Source organism: Acidovorax sp. GW835-FHT14B10 (assembly GCF_058793725.1).
In genome coordinates, this window is the sequence record NZ_JBXAGC010000018.1 from 52,396 (window position 1) to 72,569 (window position 20,174).

Annotated in this window: 18 protein-coding genes and 2 tRNA genes; 18 read left to right on the plus strand and 2 right to left on the minus strand. The window is 63.1% G+C overall.

The window, feature by feature from the left end; all coding sequences use genetic code 11:
* The first annotated feature begins 19 nt into the window (after window positions 1–19).
* On the plus strand, window positions 20–2,410 hold the full coding sequence (locus tag AC1Q5S_RS14795) for a YgiQ family radical SAM protein (protein ID WP_492239044.1): 2,391 nt from the start codon (window positions 20–22) through the stop codon (window positions 2,408–2,410).
* Window positions 2,411–2,564: 154 nt separating this feature from the next.
* Here the strand turns inward: AC1Q5S_RS14795 and AC1Q5S_RS14800 are convergent, their stop codons facing one another.
* The gene (locus AC1Q5S_RS14800; RefSeq protein WP_303833463.1) at window positions 2,565–3,242 is read right to left on the minus strand and encodes a GntR family transcriptional regulator; all 678 of its coding nucleotides are present in this window, start codon (window positions 3,240–3,242) and stop codon (window positions 2,565–2,567) included.
* Between the two features lie 252 nt (window positions 3,243–3,494).
* Here AC1Q5S_RS14800 and AC1Q5S_RS14805 point away from each other — a divergent pair, with 252 nt between their 5' ends.
* From AC1Q5S_RS14805 to AC1Q5S_RS14830, 6 genes are read left to right on the plus strand one after another with little or no spacing between them, the layout of a single operon-like run.
* On the plus strand, window positions 3,495–4,742 hold the full coding sequence (locus tag AC1Q5S_RS14805; protein ID WP_492239045.1) for an NRAMP family divalent metal transporter: 1,248 nt from the start codon (window positions 3,495–3,497) through the stop codon (window positions 4,740–4,742).
* A gap of 15 nt (window positions 4,743–4,757) precedes the next feature.
* Window positions 4,758–5,516 carry a LamB/YcsF family protein gene (locus AC1Q5S_RS14810; protein WP_303833465.1) on the plus strand — a complete coding sequence of 253 codons (759 nt, stop codon included), beginning with the start codon at window positions 4,758–4,760 and terminating at the stop codon, window positions 5,514–5,516.
* A 23-nt stretch (window positions 5,517–5,539) separates the two neighbouring features.
* On the plus strand, window positions 5,540–6,346 hold the full coding sequence (locus tag AC1Q5S_RS14815; RefSeq protein ID WP_422205066.1) for a putative hydro-lyase: 807 nt from the start codon (window positions 5,540–5,542) through the stop codon (window positions 6,344–6,346).
* 29 nt (window positions 6,347–6,375) lie between these two features.
* Window positions 6,376–7,998, plus strand: coding sequence for a 5-oxoprolinase subunit PxpB (gene pxpB / locus AC1Q5S_RS14820; protein WP_422205042.1), 1,623 nt, complete (start codon window positions 6,376–6,378; stop codon window positions 7,996–7,998).
* Between the two features lie 11 nt (window positions 7,999–8,009).
* Window positions 8,010–8,147, plus strand: coding sequence for a hypothetical protein (locus AC1Q5S_RS14825; protein ID WP_303833468.1), 138 nt, complete (start codon window positions 8,010–8,012; stop codon window positions 8,145–8,147).
* Window positions 8,144–9,889 (plus strand): acetyl/propionyl/methylcrotonyl-CoA carboxylase subunit alpha, encoded by a 1,746-nt coding sequence (locus AC1Q5S_RS14830; protein ID WP_303833469.1) that lies wholly within the window; start codon window positions 8,144–8,146, stop codon window positions 9,887–9,889. Before AC1Q5S_RS14825 ends, AC1Q5S_RS14830 begins: the two co-directional genes overlap by 4 nt.
* 88 nt (window positions 9,890–9,977) lie before the next feature.
* Here AC1Q5S_RS14830 and AC1Q5S_RS14835 read toward each other — a convergent pair whose 3' ends face one another.
* The gene (locus AC1Q5S_RS14835) at window positions 9,978–11,174 is read right to left on the minus strand and encodes an amino acid aminotransferase (RefSeq protein ID WP_422205045.1); all 1,197 of its coding nucleotides are present in this window, start codon (window positions 11,172–11,174) and stop codon (window positions 9,978–9,980) included.
* Window positions 11,175–11,279: 105 nt separating this feature from the next.
* Between AC1Q5S_RS14835 and uvrB the strand changes: the two genes are divergently transcribed.
* The 11 genes from uvrB (at window position 11,280) to AC1Q5S_RS14890 (ending at window position 20,174) form a co-directional block, all read left to right on the plus strand.
* On the plus strand, window positions 11,280–13,370 hold the full coding sequence (gene uvrB, locus AC1Q5S_RS14840; RefSeq protein WP_303833471.1) for an excinuclease ABC subunit UvrB: 2,091 nt from the start codon (window positions 11,280–11,282) through the stop codon (window positions 13,368–13,370).
* 241 nt (window positions 13,371–13,611) lie between these two features.
* Window positions 13,612–14,148 (plus strand): Fe-S cluster assembly transcriptional regulator IscR, encoded by a 537-nt coding sequence (gene iscR / locus AC1Q5S_RS14845; RefSeq protein ID WP_005794107.1) that lies wholly within the window; start codon window positions 13,612–13,614, stop codon window positions 14,146–14,148.
* A gap of 104 nt (window positions 14,149–14,252) precedes the next feature.
* Window positions 14,253–15,473, plus strand: coding sequence for an IscS subfamily cysteine desulfurase (locus AC1Q5S_RS14850; RefSeq protein ID WP_303833472.1), 1,221 nt, complete (start codon window positions 14,253–14,255; stop codon window positions 15,471–15,473).
* Window positions 15,474–15,512: 39 nt separating this feature from the next.
* Entirely contained in the window at window positions 15,513–15,914 is a 402-nt protein-coding gene (iscU, locus tag AC1Q5S_RS14855; RefSeq protein WP_303833473.1) for a Fe-S cluster assembly scaffold IscU, read from the plus strand.
* A 2-nt stretch (window positions 15,915–15,916) separates the two neighbouring features.
* Window positions 15,917–16,240: an iron-sulfur cluster assembly protein IscA gene (gene iscA / locus AC1Q5S_RS14860; protein WP_026435065.1), complete on the plus strand. Its 324-nt coding sequence runs from the start codon at window positions 15,917–15,919 to the stop codon at window positions 16,238–16,240.
* Window positions 16,241–16,323: 83 nt separating this feature from the next.
* Window positions 16,324–16,842, plus strand: coding sequence for a Fe-S protein assembly co-chaperone HscB (gene hscB / locus AC1Q5S_RS14865; protein WP_303833474.1), 519 nt, complete (start codon window positions 16,324–16,326; stop codon window positions 16,840–16,842).
* 68 nt (window positions 16,843–16,910) lie between these two features.
* A complete protein-coding gene (gene hscA, locus AC1Q5S_RS14870) occupies window positions 16,911–18,782 on the plus strand; it encodes a Fe-S protein assembly chaperone HscA (RefSeq protein WP_303833475.1) in 1,872 nt (623 codons plus the stop codon).
* 37 nt (window positions 18,783–18,819) lie between these two features.
* Window positions 18,820–19,158 carry an ISC system 2Fe-2S type ferredoxin gene (fdx, locus tag AC1Q5S_RS14875; RefSeq protein ID WP_026435062.1) on the plus strand — a complete coding sequence of 113 codons (339 nt, stop codon included), beginning with the start codon at window positions 18,820–18,822 and terminating at the stop codon, window positions 19,156–19,158.
* Between the two features lie 72 nt (window positions 19,159–19,230).
* On the plus strand, window positions 19,231–19,944 hold the full coding sequence (gene dnaQ, locus AC1Q5S_RS14880; protein WP_303833476.1) for a DNA polymerase III subunit epsilon: 714 nt from the start codon (window positions 19,231–19,233) through the stop codon (window positions 19,942–19,944).
* A gap of 37 nt (window positions 19,945–19,981) precedes the next feature.
* Window positions 19,982–20,056 (plus strand) — tRNA-Val (locus tag AC1Q5S_RS14885).
* Between the two features lie 43 nt (window positions 20,057–20,099).
* Window positions 20,100–20,174: transfer RNA gene (locus AC1Q5S_RS14890), tRNA-Val, on the plus strand.

The following is a 20,174-nucleotide window of genomic DNA, read 5'->3' on the forward strand; positions in this document are numbered from 1 at the left end:
GGGCGCCCGCACCCCCCGCATGAACGCCCCCGTTGACGTCTCCTTTTTTGCGCGCGCCGCCAAGCCCTTGACCAGCTACCGGCCGTACTGGGCCAAGCGCTTTGGCACGGCCCCGTTTTTGCCGATGAGCCGCGCCGAGATGGAGCAGCTGGGCTGGGACAGCTGCGACGTGGTGCTGGTGACGGGTGATGCCTACATCGACCACCCGAGCTTTGGCATGGCGGTGATCGGGCGCACGCTGGAAGCGCAGGGCTTTCGCGTGGGCATCATCGCCCAGCCCGACTGGCAGAGCGCCGAGCCCTTCAAGGCGCTGGGCAAGCCCAACCTGTTCTGGGGCATCACGGCCGGGAACATGGACTCGATGATCAACCGCTATACGGCCGATCGCAAGATCCGCAGCGACGATGCCTACACCCCCGGCGACGTGGCCGGCAAGCGCCCCGACCGCGCCGCCATCGTGTACAGCCAGCGCTGCCGCGAGGCCTACAAGGACGTGCCCATCGTGCTGGGCGGCATCGAAGGCAGCCTGCGCCGCATTGCCCACTACGACTACTGGAGCGACAAGGTGCGCCGCTCCATCGTGGTCGATTCCAAGTGCGATCTGCTGCTGTACGGCAACGCCGAGCGCGCCCTGGTCGAGGTCGCGCACCGCATTGCAGCACGCGAGCCGGTCGAAAACATCACCGACGTGCGTGGCACGGCCTTTGTGCGCCGCACCACGCCCGAGGGTTGGTTCGAGATCGACTCCAGCAGCGTCGATCTGCCGGGCCGCGTGGACGAACACATCAACCCCTACCAGACCACCAGCGAACAGGCAGCGGGGCAGGGCGGCAGCTGCAGCAAGGAAGATGCTGCGGTTTCAGTCGCTGCTGGCGCAGGCGCAGAAAGCGCTGCAGACCAAAAAGATGCCAAAACCGCTGGCACCACCCATGCGCTCACCTTCGTGCCCAACCCGGCCGTGCAGGGCAAGCACAAGGGCCCGCCGCGCGAGCGCAGCGTGATCCGCCTGCCCAGCTATGAACAGGTCAAGAGCGACCCGGTGCTGTATGCCCACGCCAACCGCGTGATGCACCTCGAAACCAACCCCGGCAATGCCCGCGCCATGGTGCAGGCGCACGGCGAAGGCGCCACGGCGCGCGATGTGTGGCTGAACCCGCCGCCCATTCCGCTGACCACGGCCGAGATGGACCACATCTTCGACCTGCCCTACGCGCGCAACCCGCACCCGCGCTATGCCGACGAGCGTGGCCGCCACGATGGCGCCACCAAGATCCCGGCGTGGGAGATGATCCGTTTCTCGATCAACATCATGCGCGGCTGCTTTGGCGGCTGCACCTTCTGCTCGATCACCGAGCACGAGGGGCGCATCATCCAGAGCCGCAGCGAGGATTCGGTGATTCGCGAGATCGAGGACATCCGCGACAAGGTGCAGGGCTTCACCGGCACCATCTCCGACCTGGGCGGCCCCACGGCCAACATGTACCGCCTGGGCTGCCGCACGCCCGAGATCGAGGCCGCCTGCCGCAAGCCGAGCTGCGTCTACCCCGGCATCTGCCAGAACCTCACCACCAACCACGATCCGCTCATCCAGATCTACCGCCGGGGCCGCGCGCTCAAGGGCATCAAGAAGATCCTGATCGGCTCGGGCCTGCGCTACGACCTGGCCATCCAGTCGCCCGAGTATGTGAAAGAGCTGGTGCAGCACCATGTGGGCGGCTACCTGAAGATCGCCCCCGAGCACACCGAATCCGGCCCGCTCACCAAGATGATGAAGCCGGGCATCGGCAACTACGACAAGTTCAAGACGCTGTTCGAGAAGTACACCGCCGAGGCGGGCAAGAAGCAGTTCCTGATTCCCTACTTCATTGCCGCCCACCCCGGCACCAGCGACGAGGACATGATGAACCTCGCCATCTGGCTGAAGAAAAACGGCTTTCGTGCCGACCAGGTGCAGGCCTTCTACCCCAGCCCCATGGCCAGTGCCACGGCGATGTACCACACGGGCAAGAACCCGCTGCGCAAGGTCACGCGCGACAGCGAGGAGGTGCCCATCGTGCGCGGCGAAAAGCGCCGCCGCCTGCACAAGGCGTTCTTGCGCTACCACGACCCCAACAACTGGCCGCTGCTGCGCGAGGCGCTCAAGGCCATGGGCCGGGCCGATTTGATCGGCAACGGCAAGCACCACCTGATTCCTACCTTCCAGCCGCTCACCGATGGGGGCTACCAGAGCGCACGGCGCACCAATTCCACGCCGGGCGCCACCAGGGCGGCCGCGGCCACACCCGGCCCCGCCAGGGGCGGCGCTACGCCAGGCATGCCGCAAAAAGGGCGGCTGCTGACCCAGCACACCGGCCTGCCGCCGCGTGTGACCGGCGCTGCCAAGCCCGGCGCGCGCAAGCCACGGCCCTGATCAGGCCGCCTGGTTTCTGACGGGGCGTTCAGGCCCGACGCTGGTCAAGGCCTGGCCAAGCCGGTTGGGGCCGGGTTTTCGTGCGGGTGCGCCAGCCGCCATGCCCGGCTGCGCTGTGGTTCTGCGCTTTGTCGGCGGCATGGCGCAGCGGCGCTTACCCGGACAGGCCGCTGTCGGTAATGCGCCGCGCATACACCGCCAGCACGATGCGTTCTGAGTGCACCAGGTACTCGTTGAGCGCCGTGGCCGCTTGTTGCAGCTTGCCGGCATCGAACAATTCCAGTATGTCCAGGTTCATCTCCACATAGGGCATGTGCAGAAATTCGGGGTCGTTGAGCAGGCCAAAGGCAAGCCGCAGTTCTGCCAGCACATGTGAAAACATCACATTCAGGCGCTCGCTGTCGGCCAGCTCGACAACCGCCATATGGAACTCCATGTTGGCCGTGCCAACACCTTGCCAGTCGCCGGCATCGCGACAGCGCTGGGCCATCTCGACGGCCTGGCGCAGGTGTTTTTTGGCCGGGTGGCGCGGGTAGGCCTGCGCCAGCGCCTGGCATTCGATCAGCCGACGCACGCGGTAGATGTCGATGATGGACGCAATGCTGGGAATGGCCACAAACACGCCCCGGTTGGGTGCGTGCGTGAGCAACCCCTCCTTGGTCAGCAGCCGGAACACCTCGCGCAGGGTGTTGCGCGAAATATCCAGGCTTTCACTCAGGGCCGCTTCTGACAGGCGCTGGCCGGGTGAAAACTCGCCGTGCACGATCTTCTGGCGGATCAGCTCGGCCATGCGGTCTGTCAGGTTGGGCTGGGGATCGTTGGGGGGAGACATTCGGTGAAAGCGTTTGTGTTGGGGGTGCTTGCGGCCAGGCAAGTGTAGTTCGTGCCCAGGATCGTAGATGGCACCGCATTGGTGCCAGTCTGAACTGCTGTGCGGCACTATGGGGTAAATACTTATCATGACGACAGAATTGTTGTTGAACAATTAGACAAATCTAGAAGAACAATTCATTTTTTGTTGCTAAACATTGGCACGTATATTGCTGAGTTAAGTTGTCACCATATTTTTACCGGAAGGCCCCCCATGAGTGAGACCAGTCAACTTGCCGCACCTGCGCAAGACTTTGCAAAAAAGCGGCGCTCCTCGCTGCTAGCGGCCATTTTTCTAATGGCCACGTCGGCCATTGGTCCGGGTTTCATCACCCAGACGGCCACCTTCACCTCGACCATGGGTGCCGCGTTCGCCTTCGGAATCCTGGCGTCCATCCTGATCGATTTCGTGGTTCAGATAAACATCTGGCGCATGATCACCGTGACACGGATGCGTGCCTCGGACCTTGCCAATGCTGCGATTCCGGGCAGCGGCCATCTGCTGGCAGTGCTGGTCATCTTTGGCGGCCTTGTGTTCAACGTGGGCAACATCGCTGGTGCGGGCCTGGGGTTGAATGCAATGTTGGGGCTGGATCCCAAGTGGGGTGGTTTGCTGAGCGCCTTGGTCGCCATAGGCATCTTCTCATCCAAGCGCGCAGGCGTGGCTGTTGACCGCATGATCATTGTGCTGGGCATCGTGATGGTGGCTCTCACCGCATTTGTAGCGTTTGTCTCCAATCCGCCGCTGGGCGAGGCGCTGCGCCAGACGGTGTGGCCCGATACCATCAACTTCGCCACTATCACCACCATTGTGGGGGGTACGGTCGGGGGCTACATCACCTATGCTGGCGCACACCGCCTGCTCGACAAAGGCATGGTGGGGGTAGAAAACCTGGGGGCAGTCTCCAGGGGCGCTCTCAATGGCATTGCTGTCACCGGACTGATGCGTTATGTGCTGTTCCTGGCCGTGCTGGGTGTGGTGGCCAGCGGTGTGGCAATTGATGTGTCCGGCAAGGGTGCCAACCCTGCTGCGCAGGCTTTCCAGTCGGCAGCGGGGCCTCTCGGTCTGCGTGTCTTCGGTCTTATTTTGTGGGCTGCAGCCATCACCAGCGTGATCGGTGCAGCATACACCTCCATATCGTTCGTCAGCACCTTTGTCCCCAGTGTGACTGAGACTGGTCGCAATCGTGTGACGGTGGTATTTATCCTGATTTCGTTGGCGGCATACATGGGCATGGGCACTGCGCCGGCTGCGTTGCTAGTGTTTGCTGGCGGGTTCAATGGTCTTATCCTGCCTTTGGGGCTCAGCCTTTTCATGTATGTGGGCTGGTTTCGCAGCGATCTGATGGGGGGGTACCGTTACCCTCGCTGGATGCTGGTGTTGGGCACCATTACCTGTGTCCTTACCTGGTGGATGGGCTACAAATCGATTGGCCCCATCTTTGCATTTTTGTCGCTGTAAGACGAGAAGGGTTCTATGGCAACGATTGATTTGAACAGTGACCTGGGCGAGAGCTTTGGCATCTGGACCATGGGTGACGACGAGGCCATCCTGCGCATCGTGACCAGCGCCAACGTGGCATGCGGCTTCCATGCTGGCGATCCCGCAGGCATCCTGGCCACGCTGCGTGCGGCCAGAGAGCAGGGTGTTGCGGTGGGGGCCCATGTGGCTTATCCGGATCTGGTTGGCTTTGGTCGTCGCAACATGGATGTGGCCAGTCCCGATCTGGTGGCTGACATCATCTACCAGATCGGGGCGTTGCAAGGGCTGGCTGCAGCCGTTGGGGTGCGTGTGGCATATGTGAAGCCGCATGGTGCGCTCTACAACACCATAGCCTATGACGAGCGCCAGGCCCGCGATGTGATTGCTGCCGTGCGTGCCGTAAACCCAGAGCTGGCCCTGGTAGTGCTGGCGGGCTCGCCCCTGGTGAAATGGGCGCAGGATGCGGGTCTGCGTGTGGTGGCAGAGGCTTTTGCCGACCGGGCCTACACCCCGCAGGGCACTCTGGTGTCCCGCCGCGAAAAAGGTGCCGTGCTGCACGATGTCGAGATGGTTGCGCAGCGCATGTTGCGCCTCGTGCATGAAGGGGTCGTGGAAGCCATTGATGGCAGTCTTGCCCGTGTGGAGGCGCAATCCATCTGTGTACACGGTGATAACGCCGCAGCAGTGGATATGGCCCGCGCCGTGCGCATGGCGCTGGAGCGCGAAGGTGTGACCGTGCGTTCTTTTGCCTGATTTTCGGGAGACATCGCGTGAGTATTTTTGCGTTGCAAAAGGTACGGGAAACCGCCGTGGCGGTGGCCCGTCAGGCCCGCGCTACCTATCGGTCAGGGGTTGTCCAACCCACTGCGGGTATTGCCCCAGGCATGACGCAGGCCAACATGATTGCGCTGCCGCGCGACTGGGCTTGGGACTTTTTGCTCTATGCCCAGCGCAATCCCAAAGCTTGCCCCGTGCTGGATGTGATTGAGGCTGGATCGCACCAGACCTTGCTGGCCGAGGATGCGGATATCCGCACAGACATTCCTTTGTATCGCGTGTGGCGCAATGGACGCTTGGCGCAAGAGCTGACTGATGCTACACCGCTGTGGGCTGAGCAGACTGATTTGGTGACGTTCCTCATTGGTTGCAGTTTCACGTTCGAGACACCGCTGCAAGAGGCTGGCATTGAAGTACGGCACATTGCCGATGGTTCCAATGTGCCCATGTACCGCACCAATCGCCAGTGCCGCCCAGCCGGGCGCCTGCATGGCGAAATGGTGGTATCCATGCGGCCCATACCAGCACATCGGGTGGCGGATACAGTCGCGATTTCGGGACGTTTTCCCTCGGTGCACGGTGCGCCGGTGCATGTGGGCGACCCCGCTGCTTTAGGTATTTCCGACATATGCAAGCCTGACTTTGGTGATGCCGTGCGCATCGAGTCAGGCGAGATTCCCGTTTTTTGGGCCTGTGGTGTGACACCCCAAGCGGCTGTGATGGCATCGGGCGTACCTTTTGCCGTCACCCATGCGCCCGGACACATGTTTATCACTGACGTACCGGACAGTGCATACCACGTATGAAGGTATCGGCTTTATTTTCGGAAAATAAGTTGCGTTTTCTTCCCGTCAACCTCAATGCGCTGCTGGTCGAGCTGGCCGATCTGGACCAGACCTTGGCGCTGCTGGCCTCGCTGCAGCGCGAGCCCCTGCAGGGTGTGCAAGAGCTGGTGCCCGCAGCGCGGACGCTCCTCATACGCTATCGTCCCTCCGCCACCAGCGCTGAGGCGCTGGTGCAAGGTATTGCCGGGCGTGATCTCTCGCAGCGCGCCGAGCGCGGCAGTACCCTGGTCGAAATCCCCGTGCACTACGACGGCGAAGACCTGGCCGAAGTGGCGCAGATCCTGGGCATCACGCCCGAAGAAGTGGTGCGCCGCCACACCGGCAGCGAATACACCGTGGCCTTCACCGGCTTTGCCCCCGGCTTTGCCTACCTGAGCGGTGGCCACCCCAGCCTGAACGTGCCGCGCCGCAGCACGCCGCGCACCCGCATACCAGCCGGCGCCGTGGGCCTGGCGGGCAGCTTCAGCGGCGTTTACCCTCAGGCCAGCCCCGGTGGCTGGCAGATCATTGGCGTGACACCCTTGGCCATGTGGGACCTTGACCGTGCCCAGCCCGCTCTGCTGCAGCCCGGTTACCGCGTGCGGTTTGTGGATATTGCTACACAACCAATAGCTGCAGGTGAAATAAAGTCAACGGCTACAGGCCAAAAAGCCCCAAAAAATGCCACATACCGCTCGGCGCAGGCACTTGCGCCGGACCAGGCCGCGCTGCGGGTGCGCGCCACCGGCCTGCTCACCGTGTTTCAGGACCTGGGGCGCCAGGGCCAGGCGGGACAGGGCGTGTCGGAGTCGGGCGCCATGGACCAGGCCGCTCTCAAGGCCGCCAACCGGCTGGTGGGCAACGCCAGCAACGCCGCCGCGCTGGAGACGGTGGGTGGTGGCCTGCAACTGCAAAGCCTGGGCGAAATCGTGGTGGCCGTCACCGGTGCCGACGCGCCCCTGGGTCTGACCACCGCCGACGGCCGCCGCTGGAGCCTGCCGCGCCACGCCCCCGTGGCGCTGGCCCATGGCGACACCCTGGCCGTGGGCCAACCCCGGGCGGGCGCGCGTTGCTACGTGGCCGTGCGTGGCGGCTTTGATGTGGCAGCTGTCATGGGCAGCTGCGCCACCGACACCCTGGCCCATGTCGGGCCTGCACCATTGTCTGTGGGCGACATGCTGGGCGTGCGGCCCGCCAGCGCCGGCGCGGTGGTGGGCACCGCCGATCTGGCAGCCGACGACCTGCCCACGCTGGAGCAGGAGGTGATGCTGGACGTGGTCATGGGCCCGCGCACCGACTGGTTCACCGCCGAGGCCATTGCACGGCTGTCCGCCCAGCGCTGGCAGGTCACGCCCCAGTCCAACCGGGTGGGCCTGCGCCTGGCGGGCGAGGTGCCGCTGGACCGCGCCATCTCCGGCGAGCTGCCCAGCGAGGGCACCGCCCTGGGGGCACTGCAGGTGCCGCCCAGCGGCCAGCCCGTGCTGTTTCTGGCCGACCACCCGCTCACCGGCGGCTATCCCGTCATTGGCGCCGTGGCGCCCCACCATCTGGACCGCGCGGGGCAGATCCCCGTCGGGGCCTGGTTGCGTTTCAACCCCATTCGCCCCTTTGCAGAGCTTTCGCCCAGCGTTTGAAAGAGCCAGCCATGAAAAAAGTCTTGTTTGCCAATCGCGGCGAAAACGGCCGCGCCGCGGGCGTTTCTCTACATCGCTGTGCCTGCGTAGCAGGTGACGGCGAACTCGCCACCCTTCACGTTTTCGAGGCGAAAGGTTTGATGCCATGAAAAAAGTTTTGATTGCCAATCGCGGCGAGATCGCCGTCCGCATCGCCCGCGCCTGCGCCGACTACGGCGTGCAGTCGGTGGCGGTGTATGCCAATGCCGACATCGACGCGCTGCATGCGCGCATGGCGGATGAAGCCTATGGCCTCGATGGCGACCGGCCGGCCGACACCTACCTGAACATTGCCAAGCTGCTGGAGATCGCCCGAAAGAGCGGCGCCGACGCCGTGCATCCCGGCTACGGCTTTCTGTCCGAGAACCAGGCCTTTGCCCAGGCCGTGATCGATGCCGGCCTGGCCTGGATCGGCCCACCACCGGCCACCATCGCCCAGCTGGGCGACAAGGTGCAGGCACGCAAGATCGCGCTGCAGGTGGGTGCCCCCTTGGTGGTGGGAACGCCCGACCCAGTCAAGGATGCCAGCGAGGTGCTGGCGTTTGCCGAACAGCACGGCCTGCCCATCATCATCAAGGCGGCCTTTGGCGGCGGCGGGCGTGGCATGAAGATCGCTTGGCGCATGGACGAGGTGGCCGAGCTGTTCGACTCCGCCGTGCGCGAGGCCGTGACGGCCTTTGGCCGTGGCGAGTGCTTTGTCGAGCAGTTTCTGGACAAGCCCCGCCACATCGAGGCCCAGGTGCTGGCAGACACCCATGGCAACGTCGTAGTGCTGGGCACGCGCGATTGCTCGCTGCAGCGGCGCAACCAAAAGCTGGTGGAAGAAGCCCCCGCGCCATTTTTGACCGATGCGCAGCGCGAGCGCATCCACAGCTCGGCGCGCGACATCTGCGCGGCAGCGGGCTACACCAGCGCCGGCACGGTGGAGTTTTTGCTCAGCCAGAGCGGCGCCATCTCATTTCTGGAGGTCAACACCCGCTTGCAGGTCGAGCACCCCGTGACGGAGCAGACCACCGGCGTGGACCTGGTGGTGGAGCAGCTGCGTGTGGCCGACGGCCTGCCGCTGTCTGTGACGCAGACGCCCGCGCCGCTGGGCCATTCAATCGAGTTTCGTATCAACGCCGAAGACGTGGGCCGGGGCTTTCTGCCCACCCCCGGCCCGGTGCAGCGCTTTGATGCGCCGTCGGGCCCCGGCGTGCGCCTGGACACGGGCGTGCAGTCGGGCTCGGTGGTGCCGGGCACGTTCGACTCGCTCATGGCCAAGCTGATCGTGACCGGAGCCACCCGCGAGCAGGCACTTGTGCGTGCGCGCCGTGCGTTGCGCGAGTTTCAGATCGAAGGCGTGGCGTCGGTGCTGCCGTTCCACCGCGCGGTCATCGACCATCCCGACTTCGTGGGCGCCAACGGCTTCAAGGTGCATACGCGCTGGATCGAATCCGACTTTGCCGCGCCGCTGGCCGCCTCGATCCAGGCCCAGGCGCGCGCCGAACCTCAGCCCGACGCCAGCTTGCTGCGCACCGCCATCGAGATCGACGGCCGCCGCGTCAATCTGGGCCTGCCCGCCGTGCTGCTGCAGGGTCTGGCGAATGTGTCTGGCGGGACTGCCCAGGCGAAGGCACCCGAAGTGGCGGTGGATGCCGGCGCGGTCACCTCGCCCATTGCGGGCAACCTGCATGCCTGGAAGGTGGCCGAGGGCGACCTGGTGCAAGACGGTGATGTGATCGCCGTGATGGAAGCCATGAAGATGGAAATGCAGGTCACCGCGCACGGCAGTGGCCGCATCACGCTGACCGCAGAGGCCGGCACCAGCCAGGCGCTGGGGGCGGTGATTGCACGGATTGCGGGACTCTGATTCCCGCAGGGCCGCTGCCTGCGCCGCTCGATCTTTTCTCCCATGAAAAAACCGCCCGAGGGCGGTTTTTGTGTGGCTGCTGGGAGGCTCAGATCACCTTGGCAATTGCCTGGCAGACGTAGTCGATGTTCTTGCTGTTGAGCGCAGCCACGCACATGCGGCCGGTGTCGGTGCCGTACACGCCAAACTCGCTGCGCAGGCGCACCATCTGGTCCTTGGTCAGGCCCGAGTAGCTGAACATGCCGATCTGGGTGGTGATGAAGGACATGTCCTGCTTCACGCCGGCGGCCTTGAGGCCATCGACCAGCTTCTGGCGCATGGCCTTGATGCGCACGCGCATTTCACCCAGTTCTTTTTCCCACAGGGCGCGCAGCTCGGGGTTGTTCAGCACCGCAGCCACCACCGCGCCACCGTGAATGGGTGGGTTGGAGTAGTTGGTGCGGATCACGATCTTGAGCTGGCTCAGCACGCGGCCGGCTTCTTCCTTGTCAGTGCACAGTACCGACAGGCCGCCCACGCGCTCGCCATACAGGCTGAAGCTCTTGCTGAAAGAGGTGGAGACAAAGAAGTTCAGGCCCGCGGCCACAAACTTGCCGATCACCGCGCCGTCTTCGGCGATGCCGTAGCCGAAGCCCTGGTACGCCATGTCGAGGAAGGGCGTGAGGCCCTTGGCCTTGACCACGGCAATGACCTGGTCCCACTGCGCGGGCGTGATGTCATAGCCGGTCGGATTGTGGCAGCAGGCGTGCAGCACCACGATGGTGCCGGCAGCGGCAGCGTTCAGGCTGGCCAAAAAACCTTCGAAGTTCACGCCGCGCTTTTCGGCGTCGTAGTAGGCGTAGGTGCCGACTTCAAAACCGGCGTTGGTGAACAGCGCACGGTGGTTTTCCCAGCTGGGGTCGGAGATCAGCACCTTGGCGTTGGGGCTGACCTTCTTCAGGAAGTCGGCACCGATCTTGAGGCCGCCGGTGCCGCCGATGGCCTGCACGGTGGCCACGCGGCCGGATTGGACGGGTTCGCTGTCGGCGCCGAACACCAGGCTCTTGACGGCGTTGTCATAGGCCACGATGCCGTCGATGGGCAGGTAGCCACGGGCGGTGGGGGTGGACATCATGGTCTTTTCTGCGGCCTGCACACATTGCAGCAGGGGCAGCTTGCCGTTGTCGTCGAAATAAACGCCGACGCCCAGATTGACCTTGTTGGGGTTGGTGTCGGCGTTGAATTGCTCGTTGAGGCCCAGGATAGGGTCGCGGGGGGCCATTTCGACGGCGGTGAACAGAGACATGAAAATCCTTGAAAGGTTGTCAGTAGCGAAGAATCCGGGCGTGGTGTACTGTGCCTGGTTCCGCCGATTTTAACGGCCTGCCCACATCACCCGTTGACCGCCCCCATGCCGGATATCACCGAAGCCATCACTGAAAAGCAGGACGGCGAGTTCGTCCATTTTCCCAATTCCCCCTTTGAGCTGTTCCAGCCGTACCCACCGGCGGGCGACCAGCCCGAGGCCATCAGCAAGCTGGTGGAGGGGCTGAATGACGGGGAGACCTTCCAGACGCTGCTGGGTGTGACGGGCTCGGGCAAGACCTTCACCATGGCCAATGTGATCGCCCGCATGGGCCGCCCGGCGATCGTGTTCGCACCCAACAAGACGCTGGCGGCGCAGCTGTACAGCGAGTTCCGCGAGTTCTTCCCCAAGAACGCGGTCGAGTATTTCGTGAGTTATTACGACTACTACCAACCCGAGGCCTATGTACCGCAGCGCGACCTGTTCATCGAGAAGGACAGCGCCATCAACGAGCACATCGAGCAGATGCGATTGAGCTGTACCAAGAGCCTGATGGAGCGCAAGGACGTGGTCATCGTGGCCACCGTGTCGGCCATTTACGGCATTGGCGAGCCCGAGAGCTACCACCGCATGGTGATGACACTGCGCACGGGCGACAAGCTGGGCCAGCGCGACGTGATCGCCCAGCTGATCCGCATGCAATACCAGCGCAACGAGGCCGATTTTTCGCGCGGCAAGTTCCGCGTGCGCGGCGACACCATCGACGTGTTCCCGGCCGAGCATTCCGAGCTGGCGATGCGCATCGAGCTGTTTGACGACGAAATCGAGAGCCTGCAGCTGTTCGATCCGCTCACGGGACGCGTCAAGCAGAAGATTCCGCGCTTCACCGTGTACCCCAGCAGCCACTACGTGACCCCGCGCGACAAGGTGCTGGCGGCGGTGGAGACCATCAAGCTGGAGCTGGCCGAGCGCCTGCAGCAGTTGCTGGCCGATGGCAAGCTGGTGGAGGCGCAGCGGCTGGAGCAGCGCACGCGCTTTGATCTGGAGATGCTCAGCGAAGTGGGGCACTGCAAGGGTATCGAGAACTACACCCGCCACCTGTCGGGCGCCGCACCGGGCGACCCGCCGAGCACGCTGACCGACTACATGCCCAAGAACGCCATCATGTTCCTGGACGAGAGCCACCAGATGATCGGCCAGCTCAACGCGATGTACAGCGGCGACCGCTCGCGCAAGACCACGCTGGTGGAATATGGGTTTCGCCTGCCATCCGCGCTGGACAACCGCCCGCTCAAGTTCGAGGAGTTCGAACAGCGCATGCGGCAGGTGATCTTTGTTTCGGCCACGCCGGCCGACTATGAAAAGACCCATTCAGGCCAGATCGTGGACCAGGTGGTACGTCCCACCGGCCTGGTGGACCCGGTGGTGGAAGTGCGCCCCGCGACCCACCAGGTGGATGATGTGCTGCAGGAAATACGCATTCGCGTTGAAAAGCATGAACGTGTACTCATTACCACGCTCACCAAGCGCATGGCCGAGCAGCTGACCGATTACCTCACGGACAACGGCGTGAAGGTGCGTTACCTGCACAGCGACGTGGACACCGTGGAGCGCGTCGAAATCATCCGCGATCTGCGCCTGGGGGCGTTCGACGTACTGGTCGGCATCAACCTGCTGCGCGAAGGGCTGGACATTCCCGAGGTGTCCCTCGTGGCGATTCTTGACGCCGACAAAGAGGGCTTTCTGCGCGCCGAGCGCAGCCTGATCCAGACCATCGGCCGCGCGGCGCGCAATCTGAACGGCAAGGCCATCCTGTATGCCGACCGGATTACCGACTCGATGAAAAAAGCCATGGGCGAGACGGAACGTCGGCGCATCAAGCAGATCGCACACAACAAGGCCCACGGAATCACGCCACGCAGCATTGTCAAGCGGGTAAAAGACCTGATTGACGGGGTTTACAGCGAGAAGGCCGGCAAGGATGCCGAGCGGCTGGAGCAGGAAGCCATGCAGCGAGCCCAAGTGGAGGACATGTCCGAGAAGGATGTGGCGCGCGAGATCAAGCGCCTGGAGAAGCTCATGCTGGAACATGCGCGCAACCTGGAGTTCGAGCAGGCGGCACGTGTGCGCGACCAGTTGACACGGCTCAAGGACCAGGCTTTTGGAGCGCACGGCAGCGATTCAGTGGCACTCTGAACGCGCGTGTTCTGAGGGCAATGGAACTTGATCGATGAAATTGTGACTTGTTGGTTTTTTAACCCGACAAAATTGATTGGGATTTATGGTATACTCTTACAAAATTCTCAAGAAAAGAGCCCAACGATGAAGGACTCTGTGCCAGGCAACTGGACAGGGCAAGGGGCGGAGACGGTGCAGGCGCTGCGCATTTGCAGGGCCCGCAGTTTTATAACGAACAAGCGTAGACAAGGAGCTTGCGATGCGTCTCACAACCAAAGGCCGTTTTGCGGTCACCGCCATGATTGACCTGGCTTTGCGCCAGAACAATGGCCCTGTCACGCTGGCGGCCATCAGCCAAAGGCAACAAATTTCGCTGTCCTACCTGGAACAGCTCTTTGGCAAGCTGCGCCGCCACGAGCTCGTGGAGTCCACCCGGGGACCCGGTGGTGGCTACACCCTGGCCCGCAAGGCAGCCGACATCACGGTGGCAGACATCATTGTTTCGGTGGATGAACCCATTGATGCCACGCAGTGTGGTGGCAAGGAAAATTGCCTGGGCGAGGCGGGTCGCTGCATGACGCATGAGTTGTGGGCTTCGCTCAACCAGCGCATGGTCGAGTTCCTCGACTCCGTCACGTTGCAGAAACTGGTGGACGAGCAACTGGCCAAGGGCGTGCAGATCGAGGACAAGCCCGTTGCGCGGCGCGCGATCTCCACGACTCCCGTGGTCAAACCCATCCGCGTGAATGCGCCCAATTCGGTGTTCGCGCTGGGCAACGTCTTCGCCAAATCCTGATACCTGGGGCGCCCGGTTCGGCCCTGGGGTCGGCATCGCCCTGAACGCGTTTTCGAACCTTGTTTTTTTGAGTTTGCCAGCCAGAAATTTTTACTGAGCCAGCCATGGACATGACCCCGCATTTCCCCATCTATCTCGATTACGGCGCCACCACGCCGGTGGATCCACGCGTTGTGGATGCCATGATTCCGTGGCTGCGCGAGCATTTCGGCAACCCCGCTTCCCGCAGCCACGCCTGGGGCTGGGAGGCCGAAGAGGCCGTGGAAAAAGCACGCGTGCAAGTGGCCGACCTGATCGGTGCCGACCCGCGCGAGATCGTCTGGACCAGCGGTGCCACCGAGTCCATCAACCTCGCCTTGAAAGGTGCCGCCCATTTCTACCAGGGCAAGGGCAAACACCTCATCACCCTCAAGACCGAGCACAAGGCCGTGCTGGACACCATGCGCGAACTGGAGCGCCAGGGGTTCGAGGTGACCTACCTGGATGTTCAGGAGGATGGCCTGGTCAACATGGACACCCTGAAGGCGGCCATCCGCCCCGACACCCTCTTGATCAGCATCCTGTTCGTGAACAACGAAATCGGTGTGATCCAGGACATCCCGGCCATTGGCGCCCTGTGCCGCGAGAAAGGCATCCTGCTGCATGTGGATGCCGCGCAGGCCACAGGCCGGGTTGAGATCGACATGGGTGTGCTGCCGATCGACCTGATGAGCATGACGGCCCACAAGACTTACGGCCCCAAGGGGGTGGGTGCCTTGTTTGTGCGCCGCAAACCCCGTGTGCGTCTGGAAGCGCAGATGCACGGTGGTGGCCATGAGCGTGGCATGCGCTCGGGCACGCTGCCCACGCACCAGATCGTGGGCATGGGCGAGGCTTTTCGCATCGCCAAGGAAGAAATGGCCGAAAGCAATGCCAAGGCCCGCGCATTGCAGCAGCGCCTGCTCAATGGGTTGAAGGATATCGAGCAGGTGTTCATCAATGGCAGCCTGGAGCGTCGGGTGCCGCAGAACCTGAACATGAGCTTCAATTTCGTCGAAGGCGAATCGCTGATCATGGGGATCAAGGGTCTGGCCGTTTCATCGGGCTCCGCCTGCACTTCGGCCAGCCTGGAGCCCAGCTATGTCCTGCGCGCCCTGGGCCGCAGTGACGAACTGGCGCACAGCAGCCTGCGCATGACCATTGGCCGTTTCACCACCGAAGAAGAGATCGACTACGCCATTGGCACCATTCGTGAAAACGTGGCCCGTCTGCGCGAACTCAGCCCGCTGTGGGAGATGTACCAGGACGGCATCGATATCAGCACCATCCAGTGGGCCGCGCACTGAATTCCCGAAGATTTCTGAAGAATTGAAGAGGTACACATCATGGCTTACTCCGACAAAGTGGTTGACCATTACGAAAACCCCCGTAACGTGGGTTCGTTCGACAAGGGTGACGATTCCGTGGGCACCGGCATGGTGGGCGCTCCCGCCTGCGGCGACGTGATGAAGCTGCAGATCAAGGTGAACCCCCAAACCGGCGTCATTGAAGATGCCCGTTTCAAGACCTATGGCTGCGGCTCTGCCATTGCCTCGTCGTCGCTGGTGACCGAATGGGTCAAGGGCAAGACGCTGGACGAAGCGGCGGCCCTGAAAAACAGCGAGATCGCCGAAGAGCTGGCACTGCCGCCCGTCAAGATTCACTGCTCCATCCTCGCCGAAGACGCCATCAAGGCGGCCGTGAACGACTACAAGGCCAAGCACCACAGCGCGGTGGCCGCAGCCTGACCATGGCCATTACGCTGACAGAAGCTGCTGCCCGGCATGTCTCCCGTTACCTGGCACGCCGGGGCAAGGGGCTGGGCGTGCGCCTCGGGGTCAAGACCACGGGGTGCTCTGGACTGGCCTATAAGCTCGAATATGTGGACGACTCCGAACCGGAAGACATCGTGTTCGAAAACCATGGTGTCAAGGTGCTGATCGACCCCAAGAGCCTGGCCTACATCGATGGCACCGAGCTGGATTTTGTGCGCGAAGGCCTGAATGAAGGCTTTAAGTTCAACAATCCCAACGAACGGGACCGCTGCGGCTGTGGAGAGAGCTTCCGCGTTTGAGGCTTTCTGCCGCGTTGCCGTCCAACCGCCATCGCGCTGCGTGCTGGCGGTTTTTTGTTGATCTGGTGTGACCTGGTATGGGCATGAATCTGCAATCCGACGACTTTGAACTGTTTGGTGTACCGCAACGCTTTGCCCAGGATCGGGCGGCACTGGATGCGCGCTGGAAAGAACTGCAGCGCGAGGTCCATCCCGACAAATTTGCGGCACAGGGCGCCGCAGCCCAGCGGGTGGCCATGCAGTGGTCGGTGCGCATCAACGAGGCCTACCAACGCCTGAAAGACCCGATGCGCCGTGCCGCCTATCTGTGCGAACTGCACGGAGCGCCGATCCAGGCCGAAGACAACACCGCCATGCCCGCAAGCTTTCTGATGCAGCAGATGGAGTGGCGTGAATCGCTCGATGATGCACAGTCGGCCGCTGAACTGGACGCACTGGACGACGGCGTGCAGCAGGCCCAAAACCAGGCGTTGGCACTTTGCGGCCAACTGATCGACGAGCAAAAGGACTACGCCGCTGCTGCGCGGCAGGTCAGAGCCCTCATGTTCATTGCGCGATTTGGCGACGACATCGAGCGGCGCCGGGATCAACTGGGACAATAGCGGCACCACCCCTTTTTCGAGGCGCTTTGCGCACGGCAGAGCCTCATCACGTAGAACACACGAATTCCATGGCGCTTTTGCAGATTTCCGAACCCGGGCAGTCCCCCGATCCGCACCAGCGGCGCATCGCGGTCGGCATTGATTTGGGCACCACGCATTCCCTGGTGGCGGCGGTGCGCAATGGCGTGGCCGAGTGCCTGCCCGACGGTGAGGGGCGCGTGCTGCTGCCATCGGTGGTGCGCTACCTGGAGCAGGGCGGGCGGCAGATTGGCTACGACGCGATAGCGGCGCAGTCCGGCGATGCCCGCAATACCATCGCCTCGGCCAAGCGCTTCATGGGCCGTGGTCTGAAGGATGTGGCGGACGCAGAGCAGTTGCCCTACGAGTTCGTCCAGAGCCCCGACGCCAGCGCTGGCGGTATGGTGGGGCTGCTGACGGCGGGGGGCGTGAAATCGCCGGTGGAAATCAGTGCCGAGATACTGGCCACGCTGCGTTACCGCGCCGAAGACACCTTCAACGACGACCTGTACGGTGCAGTGATCACGGTGCCGGCCTATTTTGATGACGCCCAGCGTCAGGCCACCAAAGATGCTGCCAAGCTGGCCGGCATCCATTTGCTGCGCCTGATCAACGAACCAACCGCTGCGGCCATTGCCTATGGCCTGGACAATGCCAGCGAAGGCGTCTACGCGGTTTACGACCTGGGCGGCGGCACTTTCGACATCTCGGTGCTGCGGTTGACGCAAGGCGTTTTCGAAGTGATCGCCACGGGCGGTGATTCCGCGCTGGGCGGCGACGATTACGACGCGGCGCTGGCCCGCTGGGTGCTGGAACAACAAGGGCTGTCCGCCGATACGCCCGCCGACAAGGCGGCGATCCGCATGGCGGCCCGGGCCTGCAAGGAAGCCTTGACTGCTACTGAAATGGTAGCGTTTACTGCAGATTTGGCGGGTGGTAGAGTACATTTTGATGTCAAGCAATCCGATTTTGAAGCTGCTACCGCCGAGTTGACCGCGCGCTCCATGGTCGCGGTGCGCCGCGTCTTGCGCGATGCGAAGCTGGCGCGCGACGACGTGCAGGGTGTGGTCATGGTGGGTGGATCCACCCGCATGCCCCAGGTGCAACGCGCGGTGGCCGAATTTTTTGGCAAGGAACCCCTGACCAATCTCAACCCGGACGAGGTGGTCGCGCTGGGCGCCGCCATTCAGGCCAACCAGTTGGCGGGCAACAACACGGCGGGCGATCTGTTGCTGCTCGACGTGATTCCCCTGTCGCTGGGCATCGAGACCATGGGCGGACTGGTGGAGCGCATCGTGGCCCGCAACGAGACCATTCCCACCGCCAAGGCGCAGGACTTCACCACCTACAAGGATGGCCAGACCGCATTGGCCATCCATGTGGTGCAGGGCGAGCGCGACCTGGTGCAGGACTGCCGCAGTCTGGCCCGTTTCGAGCTGCGCGGCATACCTGCGATGGCGGCCGGCGCAGCCCGCATCCGGGTCACTTTCACGGTCGATGCCGATGGTCTGCTGAGCGTGAATGCCCGGGAGCAGGGCAGTGGGGTCGAGGCCCGCATCGACGTGAAGCCCTCCTATGGCCTGTCGGACGACCAGATCGCCCGCATGCTGCAGGACGGCTTTGCCACGGCCGCACAGGACATGCGCGCACGCGCCGTGGTGGAGGCGCGCGTGGACGCCGACCGCATGCTGCTGGCCACCCAGAGTGCCCTGGACGCCGATGGCGACGTGTTGTCAGCGCCCGAGCGGGCCGACATCGAGGCCTTGATGACCGCCCTGGGCCAGCAACGCGAGTCCGACGATGCCGCCGTCATCGAGGCGGCGACCCAGGCCCTGGCCAAGGGCACCGAGGCCTTTGCCGCGCAGCGCATGAACCGCGGCATTCGCCAGGCCCTGGCGGGCAAGAACGTGCAGGCTTTCTGAACCCACCGAGCGCACCCCGCGAACAAGAAGACCATCCATGCCTGTCATCAAGATACTGCCCCATCCTGAATATTGCCCCTCCGGCGCCGAAATCACCGCGCCCGCGGGCACATCCATCTGCGAAGCGCTGCTGGAGAACCACATCAACATCGAGCATGCCTGCGACATGAGCTGTGCCTGCACCACCTGCCACGTCATCGTGCGCGCGGGCATGGAATCGCTCAACGAGGCCGAAGAAGAAGAAGAGGACCTGCTCGACCGTGCCTGGGGGCTGGAGCCCCAGTCGCGCCTGTCGTGCCAGGCCATCATTGCGCAGAAAGACCTGGTGGTGGAGATACCCAAATATTCCATCAACCACGCCAAGGAAAACCACTGATATGCACGGTGCTTCAGCCCCGCGCGGCATGAATACTGTGCACCGCACGGCGGTTGCGCCAAGGGAGGCCTGATGTCACGGCAGATTGTTCTGGACACGGAAACCACCGGTCTGTCCGCCGAAGGGGGCGACCGCATCATCGAAATCGGTTGCGTGGAGCTGGTGGCGCGCAAGCTCACGGGCAACAACAAGCATTTCTACCTGAACCCCGAGCGCGACAGCCACGAGGATGCGCTGCGCGTGCACGGCATCAGCAACGAATTCTTGAAGGACAAGCCCAAGTTTGCGGCCGTGGCCGACGAGCTGCTGGACTACCTGCAGGGCGCCGAGATCATCATCCACAACGCGGCATTTGACGTGGGCTTCCTGAACAAGGAGCTGGAGCTGGTGGGGCGCCCCGCGTTCCGCAGCTTTGTGGACAGCATCACCGACACCCTGGCCATGGCCAAGGAGCTCTATCCCGGCAAGCGCAATTCGCTCGATGCGCTGTGCGACCGTTTGGGCGTGGACAATTCAGGCCGCACGCTGCATGGCGCCTTGCTGGATGCCGAATTGCTGGCGGATGTGTACATCAACCTCACCCGAGGCCAGGATGCGCTGCTGATCATCGATGATGCGCAGGACAGTGCCGGTGGCGCCAGCTTCGTCCAGATCGATCTGCGCAGCTTCAAACTGCCCGTGCTGCAGGCCAGCGAGCAGGAAACTGCATCGCACGAAGAAGTGCTGACACAGATCGACAAGGCCAGTGGCGGCAAAACAATTTGGCGATCCGTTCAGCAGGGCTGAAAAGCTGTGCCATAATCGAAGGCTGTCGCAGCGACACGGGTGATTAGCTCAGCGGTAGAGCACTGCCTTCACACGGCAGGGGTCACATGTTCGATCCATGTATCACCCACCAAGCCTGTTGACAGCCATCGCCATCCTTTGACGGGATGTGCGACGGGTGATTAGCTCAGCGGTAGAGCACTGCCTTCACACGGCAGGGGTCACATGTTCGATCCATGTATCACCCACCA

Coding starts and splice junctions, on each gene's coding strand:
- AC1Q5S_RS14830 (WP_303833469.1), top strand. CDS start 8,144: ATGAAAAAAGTTTTGATTGCCAATCGCGGCGAGATCGCCGTCCGCATC.
- hscB (WP_303833474.1), top strand. CDS start 16,324: ATGAATCTGCAATCCGACGACTTTGAACTGTTTGGTGTACCGCAACGC.
- fdx (WP_026435062.1), top strand. CDS start 18,820: ATGCCTGTCATCAAGATACTGCCCCATCCTGAATATTGCCCCTCCGGC.
- hscA (WP_303833475.1), top strand. CDS start 16,911: ATGGCGCTTTTGCAGATTTCCGAACCCGGGCAGTCCCCCGATCCGCAC.
- AC1Q5S_RS14805 (WP_492239045.1), top strand. CDS start 3,495: ATGAGTGAGACCAGTCAACTTGCCGCACCTGCGCAAGACTTTGCAAAA.
- AC1Q5S_RS14800 (WP_303833463.1), bottom strand. CDS start 3,242: ATGTCTCCCCCCAACGATCCCCAGCCCAACCTGACAGACCGCATGGCC.
- AC1Q5S_RS14795 (WP_492239044.1), top strand. CDS start 20: ATGAACGCCCCCGTTGACGTCTCCTTTTTTGCGCGCGCCGCCAAGCCC.
- dnaQ (WP_303833476.1), top strand. CDS start 19,231: ATGTCACGGCAGATTGTTCTGGACACGGAAACCACCGGTCTGTCCGCC.
- AC1Q5S_RS14850 (WP_303833472.1), top strand. CDS start 14,253: ATGGACATGACCCCGCATTTCCCCATCTATCTCGATTACGGCGCCACC.
- AC1Q5S_RS14825 (WP_303833468.1), top strand. CDS start 8,010: ATGAAAAAAGTCTTGTTTGCCAATCGCGGCGAAAACGGCCGCGCCGCG.
- uvrB (WP_303833471.1), top strand. CDS start 11,280: ATGCCGGATATCACCGAAGCCATCACTGAAAAGCAGGACGGCGAGTTC.
- iscA (WP_026435065.1), top strand. CDS start 15,917: ATGGCCATTACGCTGACAGAAGCTGCTGCCCGGCATGTCTCCCGTTAC.
- iscU (WP_303833473.1), top strand. CDS start 15,513: ATGGCTTACTCCGACAAAGTGGTTGACCATTACGAAAACCCCCGTAAC.
- iscR (WP_005794107.1), top strand. CDS start 13,612: ATGCGTCTCACAACCAAAGGCCGTTTTGCGGTCACCGCCATGATTGAC.
- AC1Q5S_RS14810 (WP_303833465.1), top strand. CDS start 4,758: ATGGCAACGATTGATTTGAACAGTGACCTGGGCGAGAGCTTTGGCATC.
- AC1Q5S_RS14835 (WP_422205045.1), bottom strand. CDS start 11,174: ATGTCTCTGTTCACCGCCGTCGAAATGGCCCCCCGCGACCCTATCCTG.